Origin of the sequence: Paenibacillus sp. NPDC058367, from assembly GCF_042723305.1 — a bacterium.
Classification (GTDB): Bacteria; Bacillota; Bacilli; order Paenibacillales; family Paenibacillaceae; genus Paenibacillus_AQ.
Genome location: NZ_JBHXIZ010000002.1, coordinates 618,880 through 638,247, shown reverse-complemented (window position 1 = coordinate 638,247; position 19,368 = coordinate 618,880). Strand labels below are relative to the sequence as shown.

Here is a 19,368-nt window from a genome sequence, read left to right as displayed (position 1 = left end):
GTTGTATTTTTCATCCTCATCTTTCCGTAGAAACCTGCGAAATTGATATTACATCTAATGAAGAATGAATATGATCTGCCTGCTTTACTTGTGTAAAAGCCTTCTTCCTACAAATATAAACAAGCGCTGGCGGGAAGTTTAACAGCACCCATTTAGCACTCACAATATCAAAATGCTGCATTAATTCCTTCTTCATTTGAGGAAAATATTCAAAAGTGATGAACCACCCGCCCTCTTTTAAAGAAGATATAATTTGTTCAATGTAAAGCGTCCGATCTGAGGCTGAGAAATTCCTAAAAGACAAGCTGCTCACGATGCAGTCTAACTTCTCCAACCTTCTATTATGAAGCGCAAGCCGTAGCCGCAAACAATCGTTATAAAAAATACGGTCAGGGAAATTAAGTCTTAGTTGATGACGAAAATCAGGATCCTTCTCAAACAGGAGCACATTCATCTCGGTCTCTTCCCCGCTTGGAATAAAGCTTGTGATGGCTCCAGTACCCGCACCCAGTTCAGCTATATTATGCATTTGTTGCCACGGAATGATGTCGAGCATCGTTTTTGCCAGCCAGCGCGAACTGGGAGTCACGCTTCCTAATTGTCGGGGCGCATGCAGAAATTTATACAGAAAATGAAGTCTTTCTCGAATTCCGCTTCGCATGTCAACTCCCCCTTATCGTAATTTCCCCATCTAACTCTAAAATATGTTAAAAAGATTAAAGTCGTACTCGATCTATTCTCTTCATTTATTAATTTTAGCAAAACAAAAGCCCAAATTTCACCGCAGAATGAATTGCGAGGAAATTCGGGCTAATGATTAACATTAATTACTTCGTTTCAACGGCATGTCCACCAAATTCATTACGAAGTGCAGCCACTACTTTACCAGTGAAGGTATCGGTCTCAAGCGAACGGTAGCGCATTAATAACGCCATCGCGATGACCGGTGTTGCTGCTTGCAGATCAAATGCAGTTTCGAGCGTCCATCTGCCTTCTCCGGAGGAGTGCATAATCCCTTTGATCTCATCCAATTTAGCATCTTTCGAGAACGCACGTTCAACCAGTTCCATCAGCCAAGAACGGATGACAGAACCATGATTCCACACCCGGGCGACTTCCTCAAAGTTATAATCAAACTCACTCTTTTCCAGCACCTCAAAGCCTTCACCGATGGCAGCCATCATGCCGTATTCGATACCGTTATGAACCATTTTTAGAAAATGGCCACTACCAGCTTTGCCGGCATATAAAAAGCCGCTTTCCACAGCCGTATCACGGAAGATGGGCTCCACAACCTCCCAAGCTTCAGGATCTCCACCAACCATGTAACAAGCGCCGTTACGCGCTCCTTCCATCCCACCGGACGTACCTGCGTCCATGAAGCAGATTCCATGTTCCTTCAATTGCTCATATCTGCGAATCGATTCCTTATAGTGCGAATTCCCCGCTTCAATGACGATATCTCCTTTTGATAACAAAGGTGTGATCTCAGCAATGACAGAGTCCACAACCTGATGTGGAACCATAATCCAAATGATTCTAGGCGTTTCCAATTGTTGTACCAACTCAGGGAGCGTTACTGCTCCACTGGCACCTTTAGCTTTCATTTCCTCTACAGCAGGTGCATTCAAATCAAATGCAACAACCTCATGTCCATGATCCAGCAAATTCTGGCCCAAATTGAAGCCCATTTTTCCTAATCCAACTAATCCTACTTTCATGTAATTCCCCTCCGATATATAGATTCTTATGATGTAATTTCTCCAAAATTGGTAAAAAAAACAGGCAGGGGCTTACGCCCCTGGCCGTATAGATTCCTGCGTTGCTGCAACTTCTGCCTGAGCAGAGAGAACTTCTGCCTCCTGATCTGCCTCATCGAACCACCAGCGATCCTCACCCAATAGCTCCATAGCCGCATCTGGACCATATAAACCTGAAGCATAAGTGTGAAGTGGCATAAGCCCCTCTTCCATCGCTTCCTGAATAGGTGTAACCCACTGCCATGACAGTTCTACTTCTCTCCAGTGAGCGAAGAAGGTAGCATCTCCACGAAGTGCATCGAAGATTAGATTCTCGTAGGCTTCCGGAACATCTGAGGTACCCGCTTCATAAGTAGCGCGGACAGGCTCAAGCTTTCCTTTTTGCAGCTGATCTTTCGTGTTAAGTTGTAGAGTTATGGCTTCATTCGGTCCAATCTCGATAATCAGTAAATTCGGTACATCATTTCCTTTATTCAAGTTATTACTATCATTAAACGGTTCTTTAAACTCAATAACAATACGTGTGGATTTCTCCTTCATTCTCTTACCTGTACGAACATAGAAAGGCACATCATTCCAGAGCGGATCATCTATAAATAAACGCGCTGCGATAAACGTCTCATTTTGCGAGGATTGGTTAATTCCTGGCTCATTCAAATAACCTGGAACAGGGTTCCCTTTGATTTCACCTTCCGTATATTGTCCACGGACAACATGTTTATTAACCTCATCTTTGCTAATTGGAATGAGATGCTCCATGACGTATATTTTCTTCCCACGGATTTCTTCAGGTGTACTGCCTTTAGGAAGCTGCATCGCCATCATCATCATCAACTGCAGCATATGGTTCTGGAACATATCACGAAGTGCGCCAGCTTTATCATAATAGCCTGCCCGCTCTTCAACGCCGACAGTCTCACTCGCCGTAATTTGAACATTCGCGATATATCTATTTTTCCACAGCGCTCTTAGCACTGGATTAGAATACTTCAGAACTTCCAAATTCTGCACCATCGGTTTACCTAGGAAGTGGTCAATCCGGAAGATTTCTTCTTCAGTAAATACGGCATTCAAGCTATCATTCAGCGCTCTTGCAGATTTCAAATCTGTGCCAAAAGGCTTCTCAATAATCAGACGCTTCCAGCCTTTCGTGGAACCCAGACCGCTTGAGTGAATATTAGCTGCGATTTCCTTGAAGAACTCAGGACCCACAGACAAATAGAACATCCGATTCTCCGGAATATTGAACAACTGCTCGCGACGTTTAACATGCTCCAGAAGCTTGGAGTAATCTTCGGTATTCCCTACGTCTAGTACGCTATATTCAAAAGCCTCCAAGAACACCTGCAATTGCGGTGAGTCAATGGCTGGTTGTCTAGAAAAAGTCTGTAAGGATTGCAGTACTTGCTTACGGAAGGCTTCGTTCGAAACTTCTCTTCTTCCTAATCCAATCACAGAAAGAGGACCTGAAATTTGACCATCTAAAAAGAGGTTATATAGTGCAGGATAGATTTTACGTTTTGCCAAATCTCCTGTAGCGCCGAATAGCACAAATGTTGATGATTCCACTTTCATTCCTCCTGTTGTTATACATTATTTATATACTTACTTTTAATTACTAACATACTCAGTAGAATCAATCATACGACTGATATTTTCATACGTCAACCTCATTTCGACATTTACGAAAAGTTATTATTTTCACAAAGCTATGAATTGGTAATTATGATTAATGTCACAAAGAAAATAGTATTGGATCATTCGCATTAAATTACTCGGATATTCACGTTGATTAAAGAAAAATCTCAATCCCAGTGCGGCTTTAGCCAATTTCGATCCACCCCCTCCGATTAGAAAATCATCACACCAGCCACTTTGTAACAAGAATAAAATTTCCAGTCGCCACCTTTACTCGCGCTCCCTCGTATCTTCAAACTAACTTTAAGTAATTGATCATTTTGAAATGGACGACGTCCATAAAATATTACAAATCGATCTTGCTTTTAATCTCAACTTAGATTTTTAAGCATAAAAAAGGTCATCTTCGAGGAAGATTATCAGAGTACGCTTCGGAGAGATGATAAGAGCTATTACAGTCCGATTTCTCTCAAAAATGCGCCAACTAAACAAATAGCTGCAATGCAGTCCTTTACGTCAACTCGCGCTGATCTCCTTGGTTGATTCGGACTCAGAAGTCCTTAATTCTTTGGTTGCTACCAACTCATGTTGGACGGTTACCTCCTTGTTCACCCTGCCTCTTGTTTAAGGCCAGTATTTTAAGTGTTATAATTAAAGAACGCATGAATTTCCATTCAGTTTACGAAAGGAAGGAGATTTTTTCATGAATATGAAGCAATGGGATCGAATTCGGACGGGACAGGGATTTATAGCTGCCTTGGACCAAAGTGGTGGAAGTACACCTAAAGCGCTGCTGCAATATGGCATTAAAGAGGACAGCTACTCCAATGAAGATCAAATGTATGCAATGGTTCACGAGATGCGAACGCGCATTATCAAAAGCCCTGCATTTGATTCGAAGAATATACTGGGTGCAATCTTATTTGAGAACACAATGGACCGTCTCATCGACGGAAAATATACTGCTGATTATCTGTGGGAGGAAAAAGGCATTGTCCCATTTCTGAAAATCGATAAAGGACTTGCCGAGCCAGAAAACGGGGTACAGCTCATGAAGCCAATTCCCGGCTTAAGTGATCTTCTGAAGCGGGCCAACGAACGGAATATCTTTGGAACGAAAATGCGCTCGGTGATTAAAGAAGCCAATCCTTCCGGCATCAAAAAAGTAGTTGAACAGCAGTTTGAAGTCGGCAAGCAAATTTTAGAAGCGGGACTGGTTCCGATTATCGAGCCTGAGGTTGATATCCATTCTGCTGATAAAACAGCGTCGGAAAAGCTGTTAAAAGAAGAACTTTCAGCTCAATTGTCTAAGCTGGGCCAAGACGTAAAGGTCATGCTTAAGCTCTCAATACCCACGGAGAATAACTTCTACCGCGAGTTAATGGACGATCCTCACGTTTTAAGAATTGTCGCTTTGTCCGGCGGTTACACTCAAGCTGAGGCCAACGATAAACTCGCCCATAATCAAGGATTAATCGCCAGCTTCTCACGTGCTTTATCGCAAGGATTAAGTTCAGGGCAGTCAGACGAAGAGTTTAACGCACTCCTCTCCAAATCCGTAGAAGCGATTTATGCTGCCTCTATTCAATAAGCAGCTCTTCCCCTCGTGAAGACGTAAGACATAAAAAGGCTGTTTCCCTGACAGGTAATTACCTGCTGGGAAACAGCCCTTTTTTTTAATTTGGATTAACTTTTTTTAAGGGTATTGCTCGCAAACAGTTAGTTGCCGCTTCTGCTTAAGTCACAGGAAAATAAGTCGAAACTACTAGTATTAAAGCGATGAAAGCTGGAAGGCCTTGCATAAACAAAATAGATTTTTTCACCGTCAGTGCACCATAAATCGCCGCCACTATAACAGTGCAGAGGAAAAAGATTACAACTTGGTGGCCGAAATTCACATTCGGATGAACCAGTCCCCAAATTAAACCAGCAGCTAAAAATCCATTATACAACCCTTGATTCGCTGCTAGAGTTTTAGAAGCATCCGCAACTTCCTGCGTCATTCCAAAAACTCGAAGCCCTTTGGGCTTTGACCAAGCGAACATTTCCAAATAGACAATATAAATATGTATTAACGCAACAAGACCGACCATGATATTACCTGCTATGATCATTTGATTAACTCCCCTTAATTTAAATTGTGTACAATTTAATTGTATCACACATTAATTGAAAGTTGTACATTCCATCATCATTTTCATATTAAAGCCACTCAAATCCCCTTCTTAGTAATCAACAAAAGAATGCGGAAATCAAGCTACTGATTTATGAAGTTTTAAAGTCCTATTCGTCTGGTCAACTAATAGAATCTTAACTATAATTAAATGTACGAGACGAAGAACGTCCCGATTCATTCCTTTTTGAATGGATCGGGACGTTCTTTTGTTGAATTCGAAGTGCTCGATTGGCGGGGTCAATCCTATTTCTGTGACTTTGCATACATCACTCGGTATGTGAAGCTAGTCATCGAAATCAAAGGTTTTGGTCCACATGTCAGTTAGTCTGGAGAGTGTGGCGGAACGGGAAATCATCCGACTTGCCTATACGCTTGCTCGCCCATTACGCCCAATTGATGTAGAGATTCATTTAAATATCAATCATCTGTTGTAAAGTATGAACTCCAGCCCAACGCGATGAACCGCTTGTAGAAATCCTGCAATTTTACATCTTTTAAGTCCTATATTCATCCACGGAGGAGTTTTCCTGCATAAATACAGTTTTTCACTAATTTTAAGATAACCAAGCTTAATTTAGAGTCATATTCGTGTATATTTGCAGCAATATCCTTAACCAACACCTAATGAACTGATAAAAACTGCACTTTTGCAGTTTTCAAGTCGAGTTCAGCTTTAAGCTTTTGAATTCTGGATTCTGGGCTTCTGTTTATGTAATCTAACATGGCGGCCTGTCTCCCGATAGAATTGCTCATTTCATTTTTATTGTATCGCTTTCATAACCCTTAAAGTTATAATGGAATAAAAAAATGTTTGTATTTTGTCATCTTGGAGGGCCTATGAAGCAGCTATTCGAAGCCGTTGTTTTTGAAGAACATAAGACCTTAGTTTGGGATTACAAAATATATACAGATGACTATTACAAAGGTTATTATCACTGGCATCAATGCTGTGAAATCATGTTCGTGCATGGCGGTCAGGGAAATGTTGTTGTCAATCAGCAGATGTACGATATCCGCAGGGGGATGTTATTCTTTTTCCAGCCCTATCAGCTGCACCGGATCTATTCTGAGGTCTCTCCCGCTTGTCCTTTTGAAAGATCCATCTTCTATATTGATCCACATGTTGCGGAGAACCTGCTAGTGGGCTTTTCGAAAAGAAAAGCTTTATTCACAACACTTTGGCGAGGGGAAAATACGTATTGCGCCATTGATCTTGAAAATCGTGTTGAAATTGTGGAGTGGATTCTGGAGCAATATGATCACAATAAAAAAAGAAATCCAAGCGAAAATACCGAAGACATTTCGATGTTAATCCTTCAATTATTGAGCAGTATCAAGACAGGAGATCAGCAGATATTCCAATCAGGAGAACGGCGGACCTTGCGCTATTCTGAAAAAATCATGAGCTTTATCGAAGAGCATTATCATGAGGAGGTTAATCTGGATCAGCTGGCTGAGGAAATTCATTTGTCCAAATCCTATATCTCTAGAATCTTTCATCAAGAGACCGGCGGACGGCTCGTGGATTATTTGACAGCCCGGAGAATCAAACAAGCCTGCCGCTTGTTAGGAACGACAGACCTGCCTGTGGAGCAAATCGGAATCATTGTCGGTTTCCCGAACGCCTCCTATTTCAATCACTTGTTCAAAAAAGTCCTCGGAACAACGCCATTAAAATATAGAAAGAATAATTAACGCCAACATTTTCACCATCCTCCAACCCTCCATCATGACAATATTCGAACATTTCATTGTAGCAAAACAAAACTTTTCAGCCACTAGGAAAGCTATACTCATAATATCTTAACCACCACACTGGAGGCAGTAATTATGACATCATCCTATTGGCAAGAGCTTATATGCAGACTCGACACAAAAGTAGAACAGATGGTAAAGCAGATTGGTGACAAATGCCCACATTTTGCAGGGAAAAATGGAAAATTTGATGATATTGGTTCAGACTGGTGGACCACTGGCTTCTGGCCTGGGCTACTCTGGATCATGCATGATATGACTGGAAAAGACTTATACAAGAAAGCCGCTTGGCATTGGGACGGAACCTTGGAGGAATGGTTTATCAAACCAACGGTTGAGATGCATCACGATGTAGGATTTCAATTCCTTCCGACAGCTGTAATCAAACATACGATTACGGGTGACGAAGATGCCCTGCGTAGGGGGATTGAAGCGGCGAATTTCCTCGCTGCCCGCTATAATCCTGTAGGCAAATTCATCCGCGCATGGAATGAAGATAAATATGGCTGGGTAATTATCGACTGCATGTTGAATATCTCTCTACTGTTCTGGGCCAGCAAAGTAACTGGTGATCCACGGTATAAGCATATTGCTATTAGCCATGCAGAGACGACGATGCAATATGGTATTCGCGAGGATGGATCAACCAAACATATTCTATCTTTCGATGCGGAGACTGGGGCATATATTGAGAATTTTGGCGGTCAAGGTTTTTCAGCTGAATCCTCATGGAGCCGTGGAACGGCTTGGGGGCTGTACGGCTTCATCAATACCTATCGCCACAGTGGAAATGAACGGTTCTTGAACACCGCAAAGCGGATTGCCCATTATTTCATCTCGGCTTTACCTGAGGATCAAGTTCCTTATTGGGATTTCCGTCTAGCGGATGACGAACGGATGTTCAAAGATAGCTCTGCGGCATCTATCGCCGCTTCAGGTTTGTTAGAGCTTGCAGCGATCGTACCTGTAGGCGAAAAAAGCCTCTACGCTAATGCAGCGGAGCGAATTCTCCGCTCACTGACCGAAAATTACGCGACTTGGGAGCAGCCAGAGCATGAAGCGATTTTATTGCATGGAACGGGCAGCGGCACTTCCTTTATCGATGTATCGCTGATCTATGGAGACTACTATTATATTGAAGCTGTCGCTAAATTGAATGGTTGGAAACATCGGATTTTCTAACAGATAAACGATTAATTTATAATAACAAAAAAGAAGCTTCTCTACATTAAATGGAAGATCACTGCACCATTTAAAATGAGAAGCTTCTTTATACGCCTTTAAGCTATTCCCTCATGAGTACAGCGGCCCCTTCCAGCAACATCAAGCCACTGAGTTGAATGCTCAGTTGAACCGGAAGCTCCGGTTTCAATTCCCACGATGGACTACAAAGACCCGGCTGTTTATCGAGACCTTTTTCCCACAACGCCGAGCATTGGCCATGATTACCTCACGAATCCTGCTAGCCTCAGGAACCTCTCCACAAAGTTGAACCAGATAACGAATCAGAATACCCTTGAACAATCCAGTATCATCGATGCCTTCATCAGGCAACATCATATTCATCGGATCGCATAGACGATCAATACATGTATTAGCAGTTCGATTCGCATCTTCTAAGTAATGGACATCCCCCGTATTCTTATACAGCTCTAAGCCCGCACCTAGAAACACTCCCTGACAATAAGTAAATTCCCAATCGAAATCAATCTGGCCATCCCCGAGTCTGTTCATTCCATCCCACACAAAACCAGTCGCAGGATCCACTAAATATGTTTTGTTCCATTCATAGATACGGAGTGCCCACTCCAGATCCTCCTGCTTTTGAAAAAGTTCATATAACCTAGCTGCTAGAATGACGGCTGGTGCATTGGCAGGTGTGTTTTTATAATCGAGCTGATCCTTCTTCCAGGCCAAACCGCCTCCAAAATGTTCATTCCAAGCTGATTTTATATCCTCCCATAGATCTAGCACAGCACCTAAGTAGGATTCATATCCAGTTGCCCGATAAGCTCGTAGCAGCGCCAATGCTGTCCATTCCATATCATCATAGTAATTATGCCTGAAAGTCCCACCGTTATAAGCTTGGAGATGTTCACTCAATTCCTTGATTCTCAGTGAATATGCAGGATCTCCGCTACGCTCGTAGCCATCCACTAGAATATCAATGACATGAGCCTGCCACCAGTAATAAAAATTCTCACCTGCAACGTTATACTCTCTGGGATACCATTGATTCATGATCCCCGTCTCCGCATTATAATAATTACGTTCTAGACATTGTTGGAACCACTCCGACCTTTCCTGCCAGTTAAGCGCTTTTAGGGCTTCTTTTGCTTGTGTCATTAAAAGTTCACCTCAAATCTGATCCTTAGTTAATTCAGCCATCTTCTCCAATAACTTCGTTGCACTAAGCTGGGAGCTGAGCTGAATTACACCAGTAGATGACAAAGTCCAATCCGTGCCAAACAAAGCTGCGTCCTCTGACTTTCCTTGCTCCCAGAGAGATTCAGCATTCCTACGCAGAAAATCGACAGCTTCAACAGCTGCGGCATCAGCTTTGACCCATTCTGCCGTATACCGAATCAGGATTCCTTTGAACAATCCAGCATCTCCATTTCCTTCGTCTGGAAGTACACCCGCCTTAGCCTCAGCAAGCTCATGAGCAGCAGCGGAAAAAGTTAATCGGGCATCCTCCAAATAGGATGGGTCCTTAGTGATACGATAGAGTTCTACAGCTGCGCCAATATAGATACCTTGGTTATAGGAGTATCTCCAATCCTTATCGATCTGGCCATTGCCCGTGCGATTCATGCCATCCCATACAAAACCCGTCGTCGGGTCTACCAGATGCTTTTTTTGCCATCTATAAATTTTTAGCGCCCATTCTAGATTCTCAGCTTCACCGAAGGCTTGATACAAACGAGCCGCCAGTATAGCTGCTGGGGCATTGGCAGGTGTATTTTTATAATCCAACTGTGACTTCTGCCAAGCGATCCCACCACCCATATGCTCGTTCCAGCCTGTCTGAATGTCTTCCCATAAAAGAAGGGCTGTATCTTTATAAACTTCCTCTCCTGTTGCTTGATAGGCACGGAGCCACGCGAGAGCCATCCATTCCATATCATCATACAACTCGTTGGGCCACACTCCCCCATTTCGTCGCAAAAGACCTTCATGAAGCGCGGAAAGCCGTTCGGCATACCATTCCTCTCTAGTTCGCTGTAATCCATCTACCAATACATCCACAGCATGAGCCATCCACCAATAATGAAAAATGGTATTACATTCTCCGTTTGGACAAGGTGTTTCTATATTGTACATTTTGATCGCGTCATTCCAGAATAATGAATCCAGCGCAGCTTGTGCTTGATTCGCCCGTTCCTCCCAAATCCCGATCTCCAATTGGTTCATATAAACTCTCTCCCTGATTCGATTTTTATAGAATTAACCTTTTATGCCACTGAATGCAATCCCCTGCACAAAATAACGCTGAAGTGCCAGAAAGAGCACCAATATCGGCAGAATCGCAACAAGCGCACCAGCCATCATTGGACCGTAATCTGTTTGGAAATTATAGGAGAAGGCTTGAAGTCCCATCTGAATCGTTGCTTTATCCGGGTCATTCAGTACAATCATGGGCCATAGGAAGCTGTTCCAGCCCGCTTGAAAAGTAAAGATGCTTAAAGTCGCCAGCGCTGGTTTGGTCAGCGGCAAATAAATGCGCCAAAATATCTTAAACTCTCCACAGCCTTCGATCCGGGCCATTTCCATCATGTCACTAGGTAGGGTAAGAAAGAATTGCCGCATAAAGAACACAGCAAAAGTTCCTGAAGCCCCCGGAAGAATAATCCCCCAGAAGGAGTTCATCAACCCGTTCCCCCCACTGCCAAAAATATCGTTACCTCCGAAAAATGGAATATGACGCATGACATAAACTGTAGGGATCATCGTCACTATGCCCGGTATCATCATCGCCGCTAGCAGCACGCGGAATATTGGCTTATTGAGCTTAAAATTCAACTTTGCGAATGCGTAGCCACTGATCGACCCAAAAAACAGATTCGCCAGTACACCTGCTACAGCAAGCACAAGTGAATTCCAGAAAAAGAGGGCAAATGGAACCGTTGTAAACGCCTTACGATAGTGCTCTAAGGTCAAATGTGAAGGAAACCACCGAATGGGCATGGCGAATATCTCTTCGTCAGGCTTCAAAGATGTAAGAACACTCCAATAGAAAGGTAGAAACATTACGATTGCAATAACAATGCACACTATATAATAAATAGATTTACTTAAGCGTCTTTTTAATAACGAACTTCCACTAGTATCCATACCTCTATCCCCTTTCTGCATGACAAGCCCGCTTATACAATGGACTCCTCCGCCTTTGTGATCCGCATGTTTATAAGTGAGAATATGAGAATCGCCACAGCAAGCACAAAAGCTTGTGCAGACGCATACCCCATTTGTAATTGATTAAAGCCCTGTTGATAGATCAGATAAACCGGAGTTTTCGTCATATTCGCTGGACCACCCTGCGTCAGCACAAAAGCTTGGTCGAACAACTGTAACGCACCAATGATTGCCATCGTGCTGACTAGAAAGGTCGTAGGACGTAGTTGCGGCCAAGTAATATACCGGAAACAATCCAGTTTATTGGCACCGTCCAGCCTTGCGGATTCATACAAATAGTCAGGCACACCTTGCAGACCTGCCAAGTAGATAATCATATTAGAACCTACCGACTGCCAGAGAGTAAGCATAATAATGGACAACATCGCTGTTCGGGTCTCGGATAACCAAGCTGGACCTGTAATCCCAACATAGGACAACAATCCGTTAACCAAACCAAATTCAGGATGCAAAAGCCAGATCCAAACGGTAGCAGCAGCAACGGCGGATGTAAGAGTTGGCAGATAATTCAGAGTGCGGAACAGCTTCACCCCACGCCAGCTTCGACTAAGTAGAATCGCGAGGAGCAGCGAAATCAGGATATTTAGCGGAACGAAAATGATCGAATAAAAAAATACATTTCGGAATGTTTTCCATAACAAACTGTCTTCTATCAAACGGCGATAGTTATCAAAACCGATCCAATCATTTCTACTAAGTACATCGTAATTGGTAAAGCTTAAATACAACGCCATTACCACGGGGATGACCGTGAATACTGTAAATAGCAACACCGTTGGTGTAATAAACAAATAAGCTGTCCGCGCCTGATGTTTCTCTAGCTTTCTGATGGAAGCCATTTCAGCTACCCCCTCCTAAGCAAAAGGGAGGCAAGACCTCCCCCTTACTTCAAATGTCTTACTTATTACTTCACTACCTCATTATCCTTTAGCATTTTGTCGCCTTCTTCTTGTGATTTCTTCAAGGTTTCGTCAATACTCAGCTTGTTCTGCTGGTTTAGCTGCAAATTGGGTGCCAACGCGTCGGTTTCCATCACGGAATAACCAGGGTGGTTTGGACGAACCTTAGCGAACTCCAGTGTTTCTAGAAACGGCTGCCACTTGGGATCATCTTTGAAGAATGGATCTTCCATAGACGGCTTATAGCCAGGCAGATTCAGACTGGTCTTGGCCCAGAGCAATGCGTTATCCTTGTTCGCTGTCCACCATTTAATGAACTCCCACGCCTCTTCCTTATGTTTGGAGCCTTCTGGAATCACCAGACCAAATCCGCCCATAACACTGCCTTTATCCCCGTTTGGTCCAGCTGGAGGGGGAACGATTCCATAATCTAGATCTTTACCGTATTTGTTATAAGTGCTGAGCATCCACGGACCGGAATACAACATAGCAACTTTGCCTGTGACAAAAGCATCTTGCCCTTCCCCAAGTCCAAGCTCAAACCCTACTTTATACACCTTATCTTTGTTCATCAGGCGATCCCAGAACTCTAGCACCTGTTTTCCTTTATCATTATTAAAATTGGTCTTTCCATCCTCCGTAAGCATGGTGCCGCCAGCCTGTTGAAGATACATATTAAAAAGCCCCAAATCCCCCATTGAAAAACCTGCAATTTCCAATTTATTGCCGTTCCATTTGGTGAGCTTCGTAGCAGCCGTCTCTAGCTCATCCCATGTTGTTGGAGGCTGAAGTCCTGCATCTGCGAGCAGCTTCTTATTATAGAAAAGAGCACGAGCATCTACGGTAAGCGGCAGCCCATATAATTTGTCATCGTATGAAAGCTCACGAAGGGATTCGCTGTAGAAGTCATCTTCGGAAATACCGTCACGCGTTAAGTATTCGTCAACCGGATGCAGGACGTTTTTTGGAGCATACAATGAAGTTCTCCAGCGATCCCAAAACAGCACATCAGGAGTGCCGCCATTGGTTGCGGAAGTCAGGAACTTCGTGATCATATCCTGCTGCAGCACATACTTTACATGAATCTTATCCTGCGATTTATTAAAGGCATCAACCATGGTCTCAAATTGCTTCTGCCCCTCACCGCCCCAATCCCCCCAGAAGGTAAGCTCCGTCTTTTTTCCATCACTGCTCCCTGATTTACTTGCAGTTCCGGACTCTTTACCGGTGGACCCATTACTGCCACCGCAGCCCGTAGCAAGTGAAGCTGTCATAACCAAAGCAAGTGTGGTAACCAGCCATTTTTTCATGTTCTCTATCCCCTTTAGAGTCGATTGAAAAACTTGTAGACATTAACCCCGCTTAACTTGTAACCCGCAGTGCATAAGCACCAGCTCGCAGAACATCATATTTGCCCATGAGAACCATGGACGTGTAAATTCGTCGGGATTATCCACATCAAACCCTTCATGCATAAATCCGGTGCCCGCATCCGTCTTCTCCAGCAGATTAAGCAAGGATTCCTGTTCCTCATCGCTGGTAGATGTCATTCCCTGAATCGCTAAAGCTATAGGCCAGATATAACGACTAGGCGTATGTGGACTTCCAATACCAGAAGCCTCCTTTCCTGCGAAGAAATAAGGATTATTGCTACTTAAAATAAGCTTTCGGGTATTTTGGTAGATAGGATCCTCGGCACTCACATAACCCAAATAAGGGATAGAGAGCAGACTTGGCACATTTGCATCATCCATCAAATTCACCAGTCCACGGCCATCTACTTCATATGCATAGACTGACCCAAACTCTGGGTGGTCTACGATTCCATACTGGCGTATTCCCTCATTAATCTGTTCAGAAAGTTTTCTAGCTTTCAATTCCAGTTCCTGATCCCTTAGGATCTCTCGGGCAATTTCACACACATACTCTAAAACAACCACAGCGAACATATTAGCAGGAACCAAATACCCGTATTCACAGGCATCATCGCTAGGACGAAATCCGGACCATGTCATTCCGGTATAAGCTGTCAACGTTCCTTTACCTTCACGCACTAATGTATCCGTAGGTGGACAGTTCATCCGTTGAAAAAGATAATTGGAATCGCTCTCATGTTTCTGTTCAGTAGTCCATAATGCAATAATTCTTTCTACACCCTTAACAAATGAATCATTAAACTGACTAGTTCGGTCCGAATTCTTCCAGAGCAGATAACCCAGTTGGATCGGATAGCATAATGAATCAATCTCATATTTTCTTTCCCATACTCCTGGGCTCATCTCTGTAAGATCCTCCTGATGGCCATTCCCATTTTCTTCTTCATTGAACGCGTTCGCATAAGAGTCAAGCTGAATACATGCGAATTGTCTTAGTACAAGTCCCTCAATCATGTCCGCAATTTCTTCATCCTCGGAGGCAAGGATCAGAAAGGGTCTAACCTGAGCGGCCGAGTCCCGCAGCCACATCGCTGGAATATCTCCGGTAATGACAAAAGTGGTGCCATTCGCCATTCTTTTTAAGGTTGTATTCCAGGTGTTATCCATACATTTCTCGAACATTTCGGCTAATTTTGGACGATCCCTCAGCTGCGCTTTTACATTAGATGCCAGTTTCTTCATCGACTCAGGGATTTCTCTGGTTGCTTTCAGTTATAATACCCCCTTTTTCTTTCTCCTTTGAAGCGCTTTCACAAATTAGTATATTGTCATGTAATTAGTATGTCAATATGTTTATTTATTGATAATGATATATCAATACTTCTATAATGATAAACATCTATCTAAAACAAACAAAAAAACCCATCCAAAAAGATAGGTTTTTATAACAACTAATTTATGGATAATCGCATAAAATTAATTAGAATTAGATGGTTTAGCAGGTCCCGTAGATTCACCAGAAATCAACTCAGCTTCCAGCATTATCTTATTCGATACAGTCTGGCCATTCATAATTTGCAGTACATTCTCAACTGCCAGTCGCCCCATTTCTTCTTCATTCTGCCGCAAATGAGTGAACGCATAACCCGAGCCGAGTGGAGTTGGTGGACTATCAAAGCAAATGATTGAAACATCCTCTGGAATCCGCAGCCCAAGACGTTCAACCGCAGTTCTAGCCAGCAGGGCAATATTATATTCCACGGCAAAAAGCGCCGTTATTGTTGGATTCTCTTGTAAATGAGAAACTAGCCGTGAGATATCGTGTTCAATATTCTCATCATTAAAGGAATTTGGTAATGTTGAGGTTAAATCACTAACCCACAACCCCTTATCTACAGCTATCCCCCGCTCCGCATGTGCTTGTATAAATCCCTCCACCCGCTCCTCAAGAGCCGTCGTATCCGCTGGAGGTGGAGAGAGGAAAGAGATATGAGTATGCCCAAGATCAAATAAGTACTCTGTCCCTTTAAGTGCAGCCTTTATGTTATCCGTGCCGATCGAAGCAGCCGCTACTCCTTTCAGATGGCGATCTACCAGAACTAAAGGGAAACGGCCGATCACCAATTTTAGAATCTCAGCATTAAAAAATTCGCCTTGAGCCGGAAAAACAATCAGACCATCTACACCCAAGCTAAGCAACTTCTGAATAGACTGTTCTTCGTTCTCTGGTACGCCAAATGTTCTTCGTAGAACGAGGAAGCAATCATTATCACGGGAAGCCTGTTCCATCCCATAAATCAAGCCTGTTCCATAACTGTTGCCAAAGTCGGTAATAATCAGACCAATTGTCTTTTCCTCATGGTTAAAGGAATTAAAAACCGTCCCGTCGGAGGTCGTCTCAGGAGACATAACTGAATCTATGTAGTCAACTGCCGGATCAGCCACAAACGAACCTCTTCCCGGTTTTCTCACAATTAAATGCTCGGCCGCTAGCATTTCCAGAGCTTTTTTACTCGTAATCCGACTTACATTATAGGTTTCGGCCAGTTCTTTTTCTGAAGGAACTCGCTCCCCTTGTCCATAGGATTTATTTACAATAAGCTGCTTCACTTCATCAAATATTTTTTCATACATCGGTTTGGATGACGTTGTCTCATTCATAACTTTCGTTATCTCCTGACTCTAATTTTTTAATCTTTATACATAATAATATATCATGATATATTAAGTTTGTCGACATTTGTACTGAAGCAGTTAAAAAAAGAGGGAGGAAGGGTTCAGAGTGTAAAGCGAAAAAATTCGTATAGAAACAGAGATAAACCGTATTCTGAGAATACGGTTTAAGAGAGGCTAAGTAACAAAGCTCTGAATAGACTCCTTTAATTCTCGAGCTCCCATTCCGGATTCCATGCGACTTCCCACAAATGCCCATCGGGGTCCATAAAGTGACCGGAATACCCTCCCCAAAAGGTATCATGTAAAGGGTCAACGATCTTCGCACCAGCCTTTTGAGCTAGCTCCATAACCTGATCTGCTTCCTTTTTACTTCCTACATTGTGGCCAATCGTTATTTCTGTTGAACTGGCTGGGGATAATGGAACCTTTGCCTCATAGGCCATATCTTTCCGATTCCAAAGTGCCAGCTTCAAGCCTGCCTGCAAATCAAAAAAGGCAACCGCTCCATGTTCAAATTCTTTGCCAATGATCCCTTCGGTCGGAAATCCTAATCCATCCCTGTAAAAAACCAAAGCTCTCTCCAAATCATCCACGCCTAGTGTTATTACTGTAATTCGGGGTTTCATCTATATCAAGCCTCCTATTTTCGCTTCGTTAAATTGTACGAGTGCGCTCATTAATTGTGTTCAGTACTTCTTCCCAATGCATCTTCATCTGCTCTCGCATAACTGGATGGACCATTTTTTCTTGATAAGATCTACTATATTCATAGATAATATCAAACCATATTCCACTTAACAAGTTTTTACACTTTTGTACATTTGTTCTTTTTTCGACCATAAAAAGCTTACACAGGTCTATCGTAAATGGCTGTTCAGATTATATAATAGAGACTATCTGGTATAGAAAGGAAGTTGATTTTTTTATGAAATTTGATGATTACCGCTATGAGCGACCGGATGTAGAGAAATTCAAGCAAGACTTTAACGCCCTGCTGAAAGATCTCAACGACACATCACCACTAGAGGTGCAAAAAGCTTCCGTCACTGCCATTAACAAGCTTCGCAATGAGTTTGACACGATGCAGACATTGGTTAGCGTTCGTCATTCTATCAACACGACAGATGAATTTTACAAAGCCGAACAAGAATTCATGGACGAAATCGGGCCTGTCGTTCAGGAATACATAACTAACTACTACAAAGCACTCGTACATTCCAAATATAGAGCCGAGTTTGAAAAGGAATGGGGTGCGCAGTTACTCCAGCTTGCTGAAGTATCGCTGCGGACGTTTAGTCCGGAAATCATTGAAGATTTACAATTGGAGAACAAACTATCAACTGAATACTCCCAGCTTATCGCATCTGCCAAGATTCTTTTTGAAGGTGAAGAGCGTACACTGCCTCAACTCGCACCTTTCGAATTGTCTACAGACCGTGATATGCGTAAAAGCGCTTCTGAAGCTCGGTTTGGTTTTATGTCCGAACACGAGGCTGAATTTGACCGCATCTATGACGAGCTCGTCAAGGTCCGTGACGGCATAGCTAAAAAGCTTGGGTACAGCAACTTTGTTCAGCTAGGTTATGACCGTATGATGCGTACCGACTATAATGCTGAAATGGTTGCTAATTTCCGCAAACAAGTTCTTGAATATATCGTACCTGTCTCCCAGCAGTTAAAGAAACGTCAGACTGAACGACTGGGTCTAGATGAATTGAAATATTACGACGAGAACTTTAGCTTTAAGACCGGGAACGCTACCCCTAAAGGAGATTCAGACTGGATTGTAGCTAACGGTAAGAAGATGTACAAAGAGCTCTCCCCTGAAACGGATGAATTTTTCACCTTCATGCTGGACAATAATCTGGTGGATTTAGTAAGCAAAAAAGGAAAACAAGGCGGCGGATATTGCACCTATTTCAGCCAATACCAAGCCCCTTTTATTTTCTCAAATTTCAACGGCACCTCTGGGGATATTGATGTCTTAACTCACGAAGTGGGTCATGCGTTCCAGGTTTATGAAAGCCGCAATATTAATGTGCCAGAATATGCTTTTCCAACCTATGAAGCATGTGAGATTCATTCCATGAGTATGGAATTTTTCGCTTGGCCTTGGATGAATTTGTTCTTTGAAGAAGATGCAGATAAATACCGCTTTAATCACTTATCTGACAGCCTTCAGTTTATTCCTTACGGGGTATCTGTCGATGAATTCCAACATTTTGTTTATAGCAACCCTGAAGCAACTCCTGCTGAACGCAAGCAAGCTTGGAGAGACATCGAGAAGAAATACTTACCACATCGTAATTATGAAGGTAACACTTATCTGGAACAAGGGGGCTTCTGGCATAAACAAGGCCACATCTTTGCCTCACCGTTCTACTACATTGACTACACACTAGCACAGCTATGTGCCTTCCAATTCTGGAAACGTTCGAACGAAGATTTCAAATCTGCTTGGAGCGATTATTTGGAGCTATGCCAAGCTGGTGGAAGCAAGTCCTTTATTAAACTGGTTGAACTAGCGGGTCTGACTTCACCATTTGAAGATGGCTGCATTAGCTCCGTTATTGGGGATATTGAAGGTTGGCTGAACAGCATTAATGATAAAGAGCTTTAATCCATTCTCTGATAAGCTCATCACAAAAAAAGCAATCCTTGCCTTATGGCTT

General features: G+C 42.9%; 17 protein-coding genes. 5 read left to right on the top strand and 12 right to left on the bottom strand.

The window, feature by feature from the left end:
* Nucleotides 1-16: 16 nt before the first annotated feature.
* From ACFWMP_RS13575 to zwf, 3 genes are all read right to left on the bottom strand, one after another.
* A complete protein-coding gene (locus ACFWMP_RS13575) occupies nucleotides 17-661 on the bottom strand; it encodes a class I SAM-dependent methyltransferase (protein WP_379423932.1) in 645 nt (214 codons plus the stop codon).
* Between the two features lie 166 nt (nucleotides 662-827).
* Nucleotides 828-1,721, bottom strand: coding sequence for a phosphogluconate dehydrogenase (NAD(+)-dependent, decarboxylating) (gene gnd, locus ACFWMP_RS13570; protein WP_379423931.1), 894 nt, complete (start codon nucleotides 1,719-1,721; stop codon nucleotides 828-830).
* 72 nt (nucleotides 1,722-1,793) lie between these two features.
* Nucleotides 1,794-3,329 (bottom strand): glucose-6-phosphate dehydrogenase, encoded by a 1,536-nt coding sequence (gene zwf / locus ACFWMP_RS13565; protein WP_379423930.1) that lies wholly within the window; start codon nucleotides 3,327-3,329, stop codon nucleotides 1,794-1,796.
* A 772-nt stretch (nucleotides 3,330-4,101) separates the two neighbouring features.
* On the opposite strand from zwf, the gene ACFWMP_RS13560 reads away from it, so the two are divergent.
* Nucleotides 4,102-4,989, top strand: a complete 888-nt coding sequence (locus ACFWMP_RS13560) for a fructose bisphosphate aldolase (RefSeq protein WP_341055445.1) — start codon at nucleotides 4,102-4,104, stop codon at nucleotides 4,987-4,989.
* 145 nt (nucleotides 4,990-5,134) lie between these two features.
* On the opposite strand, the gene ACFWMP_RS13555 is transcribed toward ACFWMP_RS13560, so the two are convergent.
* A complete protein-coding gene (locus tag ACFWMP_RS13555; protein WP_042188986.1) occupies nucleotides 5,135-5,512 on the bottom strand; it encodes a DUF1304 domain-containing protein in 378 nt (125 codons plus the stop codon).
* A 246-nt stretch (nucleotides 5,513-5,758) separates the two neighbouring features.
* Between ACFWMP_RS13555 and ACFWMP_RS13550 the strand changes: the two genes are divergently transcribed.
* The 3 genes from ACFWMP_RS13550 (at nucleotide 5,759) to ACFWMP_RS13540 (ending at nucleotide 8,511) form a co-directional block, all read left to right on the top strand.
* The gene (locus tag ACFWMP_RS13550; RefSeq protein ID WP_379423929.1) at nucleotides 5,759-5,899 is read left to right on the top strand and encodes a hypothetical protein; all 141 of its coding nucleotides are present in this window, start codon (nucleotides 5,759-5,761) and stop codon (nucleotides 5,897-5,899) included.
* 512 nt (nucleotides 5,900-6,411) lie between these two features.
* Entirely contained in the window at nucleotides 6,412-7,269 is an 858-nt protein-coding gene (locus tag ACFWMP_RS13545; RefSeq protein ID WP_339241749.1) for a helix-turn-helix domain-containing protein, read from the top strand.
* 135 nt (nucleotides 7,270-7,404) lie between these two features.
* On the top strand, nucleotides 7,405-8,511 hold the full coding sequence (locus tag ACFWMP_RS13540) for a glycoside hydrolase family 88 protein (RefSeq protein ID WP_339241751.1): 1,107 nt from the start codon (nucleotides 7,405-7,407) through the stop codon (nucleotides 8,509-8,511).
* A gap of 186 nt (nucleotides 8,512-8,697) precedes the next feature.
* Here ACFWMP_RS13540 and ACFWMP_RS13535 read toward each other — a convergent pair whose 3' ends face one another.
* From ACFWMP_RS13535 to ACFWMP_RS13500, 8 genes are all read right to left on the bottom strand, one after another.
* On the bottom strand, nucleotides 8,698-9,675 hold the full coding sequence (locus ACFWMP_RS13535) for a glycoside hydrolase family 76 protein (RefSeq protein WP_379423928.1): 978 nt from the start codon (nucleotides 9,673-9,675) through the stop codon (nucleotides 8,698-8,700).
* 12 nt (nucleotides 9,676-9,687) lie between these two features.
* Nucleotides 9,688-10,743, bottom strand: coding sequence for a glycoside hydrolase family 76 protein (locus tag ACFWMP_RS13530; RefSeq protein ID WP_042188994.1), 1,056 nt, complete (start codon nucleotides 10,741-10,743; stop codon nucleotides 9,688-9,690).
* 33 nt (nucleotides 10,744-10,776) lie between these two features.
* Nucleotides 10,777-11,664, bottom strand: a complete 888-nt coding sequence (locus ACFWMP_RS13525) for a carbohydrate ABC transporter permease (protein ID WP_340970470.1) — start codon at nucleotides 11,662-11,664, stop codon at nucleotides 10,777-10,779.
* Between the two features lie 32 nt (nucleotides 11,665-11,696).
* On the bottom strand, nucleotides 11,697-12,584 hold the full coding sequence (locus ACFWMP_RS13520; RefSeq protein ID WP_042188999.1) for a carbohydrate ABC transporter permease: 888 nt from the start codon (nucleotides 12,582-12,584) through the stop codon (nucleotides 11,697-11,699).
* 65 nt (nucleotides 12,585-12,649) lie between these two features.
* Complete coding sequence (locus tag ACFWMP_RS13515) at nucleotides 12,650-13,954, bottom strand: ABC transporter substrate-binding protein (protein WP_339241759.1); 1,305 nt, start codon at nucleotides 13,952-13,954, stop codon at nucleotides 12,650-12,652.
* 42 nt (nucleotides 13,955-13,996) lie between these two features.
* Complete coding sequence (locus tag ACFWMP_RS13510; protein WP_379423927.1) at nucleotides 13,997-15,262, bottom strand: glycoside hydrolase family 125 protein; 1,266 nt, start codon at nucleotides 15,260-15,262, stop codon at nucleotides 13,997-13,999.
* A gap of 234 nt (nucleotides 15,263-15,496) precedes the next feature.
* Nucleotides 15,497-16,681 (bottom strand): GntR family transcriptional regulator, encoded by a 1,185-nt coding sequence (locus ACFWMP_RS13505; RefSeq protein WP_339241763.1) that lies wholly within the window; start codon nucleotides 16,679-16,681, stop codon nucleotides 15,497-15,499.
* A 218-nt stretch (nucleotides 16,682-16,899) separates the two neighbouring features.
* Nucleotides 16,900-17,322: a VOC family protein gene (locus ACFWMP_RS13500; protein ID WP_076298804.1), complete on the bottom strand. Its 423-nt coding sequence runs from the start codon at nucleotides 17,320-17,322 to the stop codon at nucleotides 16,900-16,902.
* A gap of 299 nt (nucleotides 17,323-17,621) precedes the next feature.
* Between ACFWMP_RS13500 and ACFWMP_RS13495 the strand changes: the two genes are divergently transcribed.
* Nucleotides 17,622-19,316 carry a M3 family oligoendopeptidase gene (locus ACFWMP_RS13495; protein WP_042189010.1) on the top strand — a complete coding sequence of 565 codons (1,695 nt, stop codon included), beginning with the start codon at nucleotides 17,622-17,624 and terminating at the stop codon, nucleotides 19,314-19,316.
* The last annotated feature ends 52 nt before the right edge of the window (nucleotides 19,317-19,368 follow it).

Bases quoted from the DNA above. Each gene is read 5' to 3' on its own strand.
- ACFWMP_RS13560 (WP_341055445.1), top strand. From the start codon at position 4,102: ATGAATATGAAGCAATGGGATCGAATTCGGACGGGACAGGGATTTATA.
- ACFWMP_RS13555 (WP_042188986.1), bottom strand. From the start codon at position 5,512: ATGATCATAGCAGGTAATATCATGGTCGGTCTTGTTGCGTTAATACAT.
- ACFWMP_RS13495 (WP_042189010.1), top strand. From the start codon at position 17,622: ATGAAATTTGATGATTACCGCTATGAGCGACCGGATGTAGAGAAATTC.
- gnd (WP_379423931.1), bottom strand. From the start codon at position 1,721: ATGAAAGTAGGATTAGTTGGATTAGGAAAAATGGGCTTCAATTTGGGC.
- ACFWMP_RS13510 (WP_379423927.1), bottom strand. From the start codon at position 15,262: ATGAAGAAACTGGCATCTAATGTAAAAGCGCAGCTGAGGGATCGTCCA.
- ACFWMP_RS13575 (WP_379423932.1), bottom strand. From the start codon at position 661: ATGCGAAGCGGAATTCGAGAAAGACTTCATTTTCTGTATAAATTTCTG.
- ACFWMP_RS13520 (WP_042188999.1), bottom strand. From the start codon at position 12,584: ATGGCTTCCATCAGAAAGCTAGAGAAACATCAGGCGCGGACAGCTTAT.
- ACFWMP_RS13515 (WP_339241759.1), bottom strand. From the start codon at position 13,954: ATGAAAAAATGGCTGGTTACCACACTTGCTTTGGTTATGACAGCTTCA.
- ACFWMP_RS13500 (WP_076298804.1), bottom strand. From the start codon at position 17,322: ATGAAACCCCGAATTACAGTAATAACACTAGGCGTGGATGATTTGGAG.
- ACFWMP_RS13525 (WP_340970470.1), bottom strand. From the start codon at position 11,664: ATGGATACTAGTGGAAGTTCGTTATTAAAAAGACGCTTAAGTAAATCT.
- ACFWMP_RS13535 (WP_379423928.1), bottom strand. From the start codon at position 9,675: ATGACACAAGCAAAAGAAGCCCTAAAAGCGCTTAACTGGCAGGAAAGG.
- ACFWMP_RS13505 (WP_339241763.1), bottom strand. From the start codon at position 16,681: ATGAATGAGACAACGTCATCCAAACCGATGTATGAAAAAATATTTGAT.
- ACFWMP_RS13530 (WP_042188994.1), bottom strand. From the start codon at position 10,743: ATGAACCAATTGGAGATCGGGATTTGGGAGGAACGGGCGAATCAAGCA.
- ACFWMP_RS13540 (WP_339241751.1), top strand. From the start codon at position 7,405: ATGACATCATCCTATTGGCAAGAGCTTATATGCAGACTCGACACAAAA.
- ACFWMP_RS13545 (WP_339241749.1), top strand. From the start codon at position 6,412: ATGAAGCAGCTATTCGAAGCCGTTGTTTTTGAAGAACATAAGACCTTA.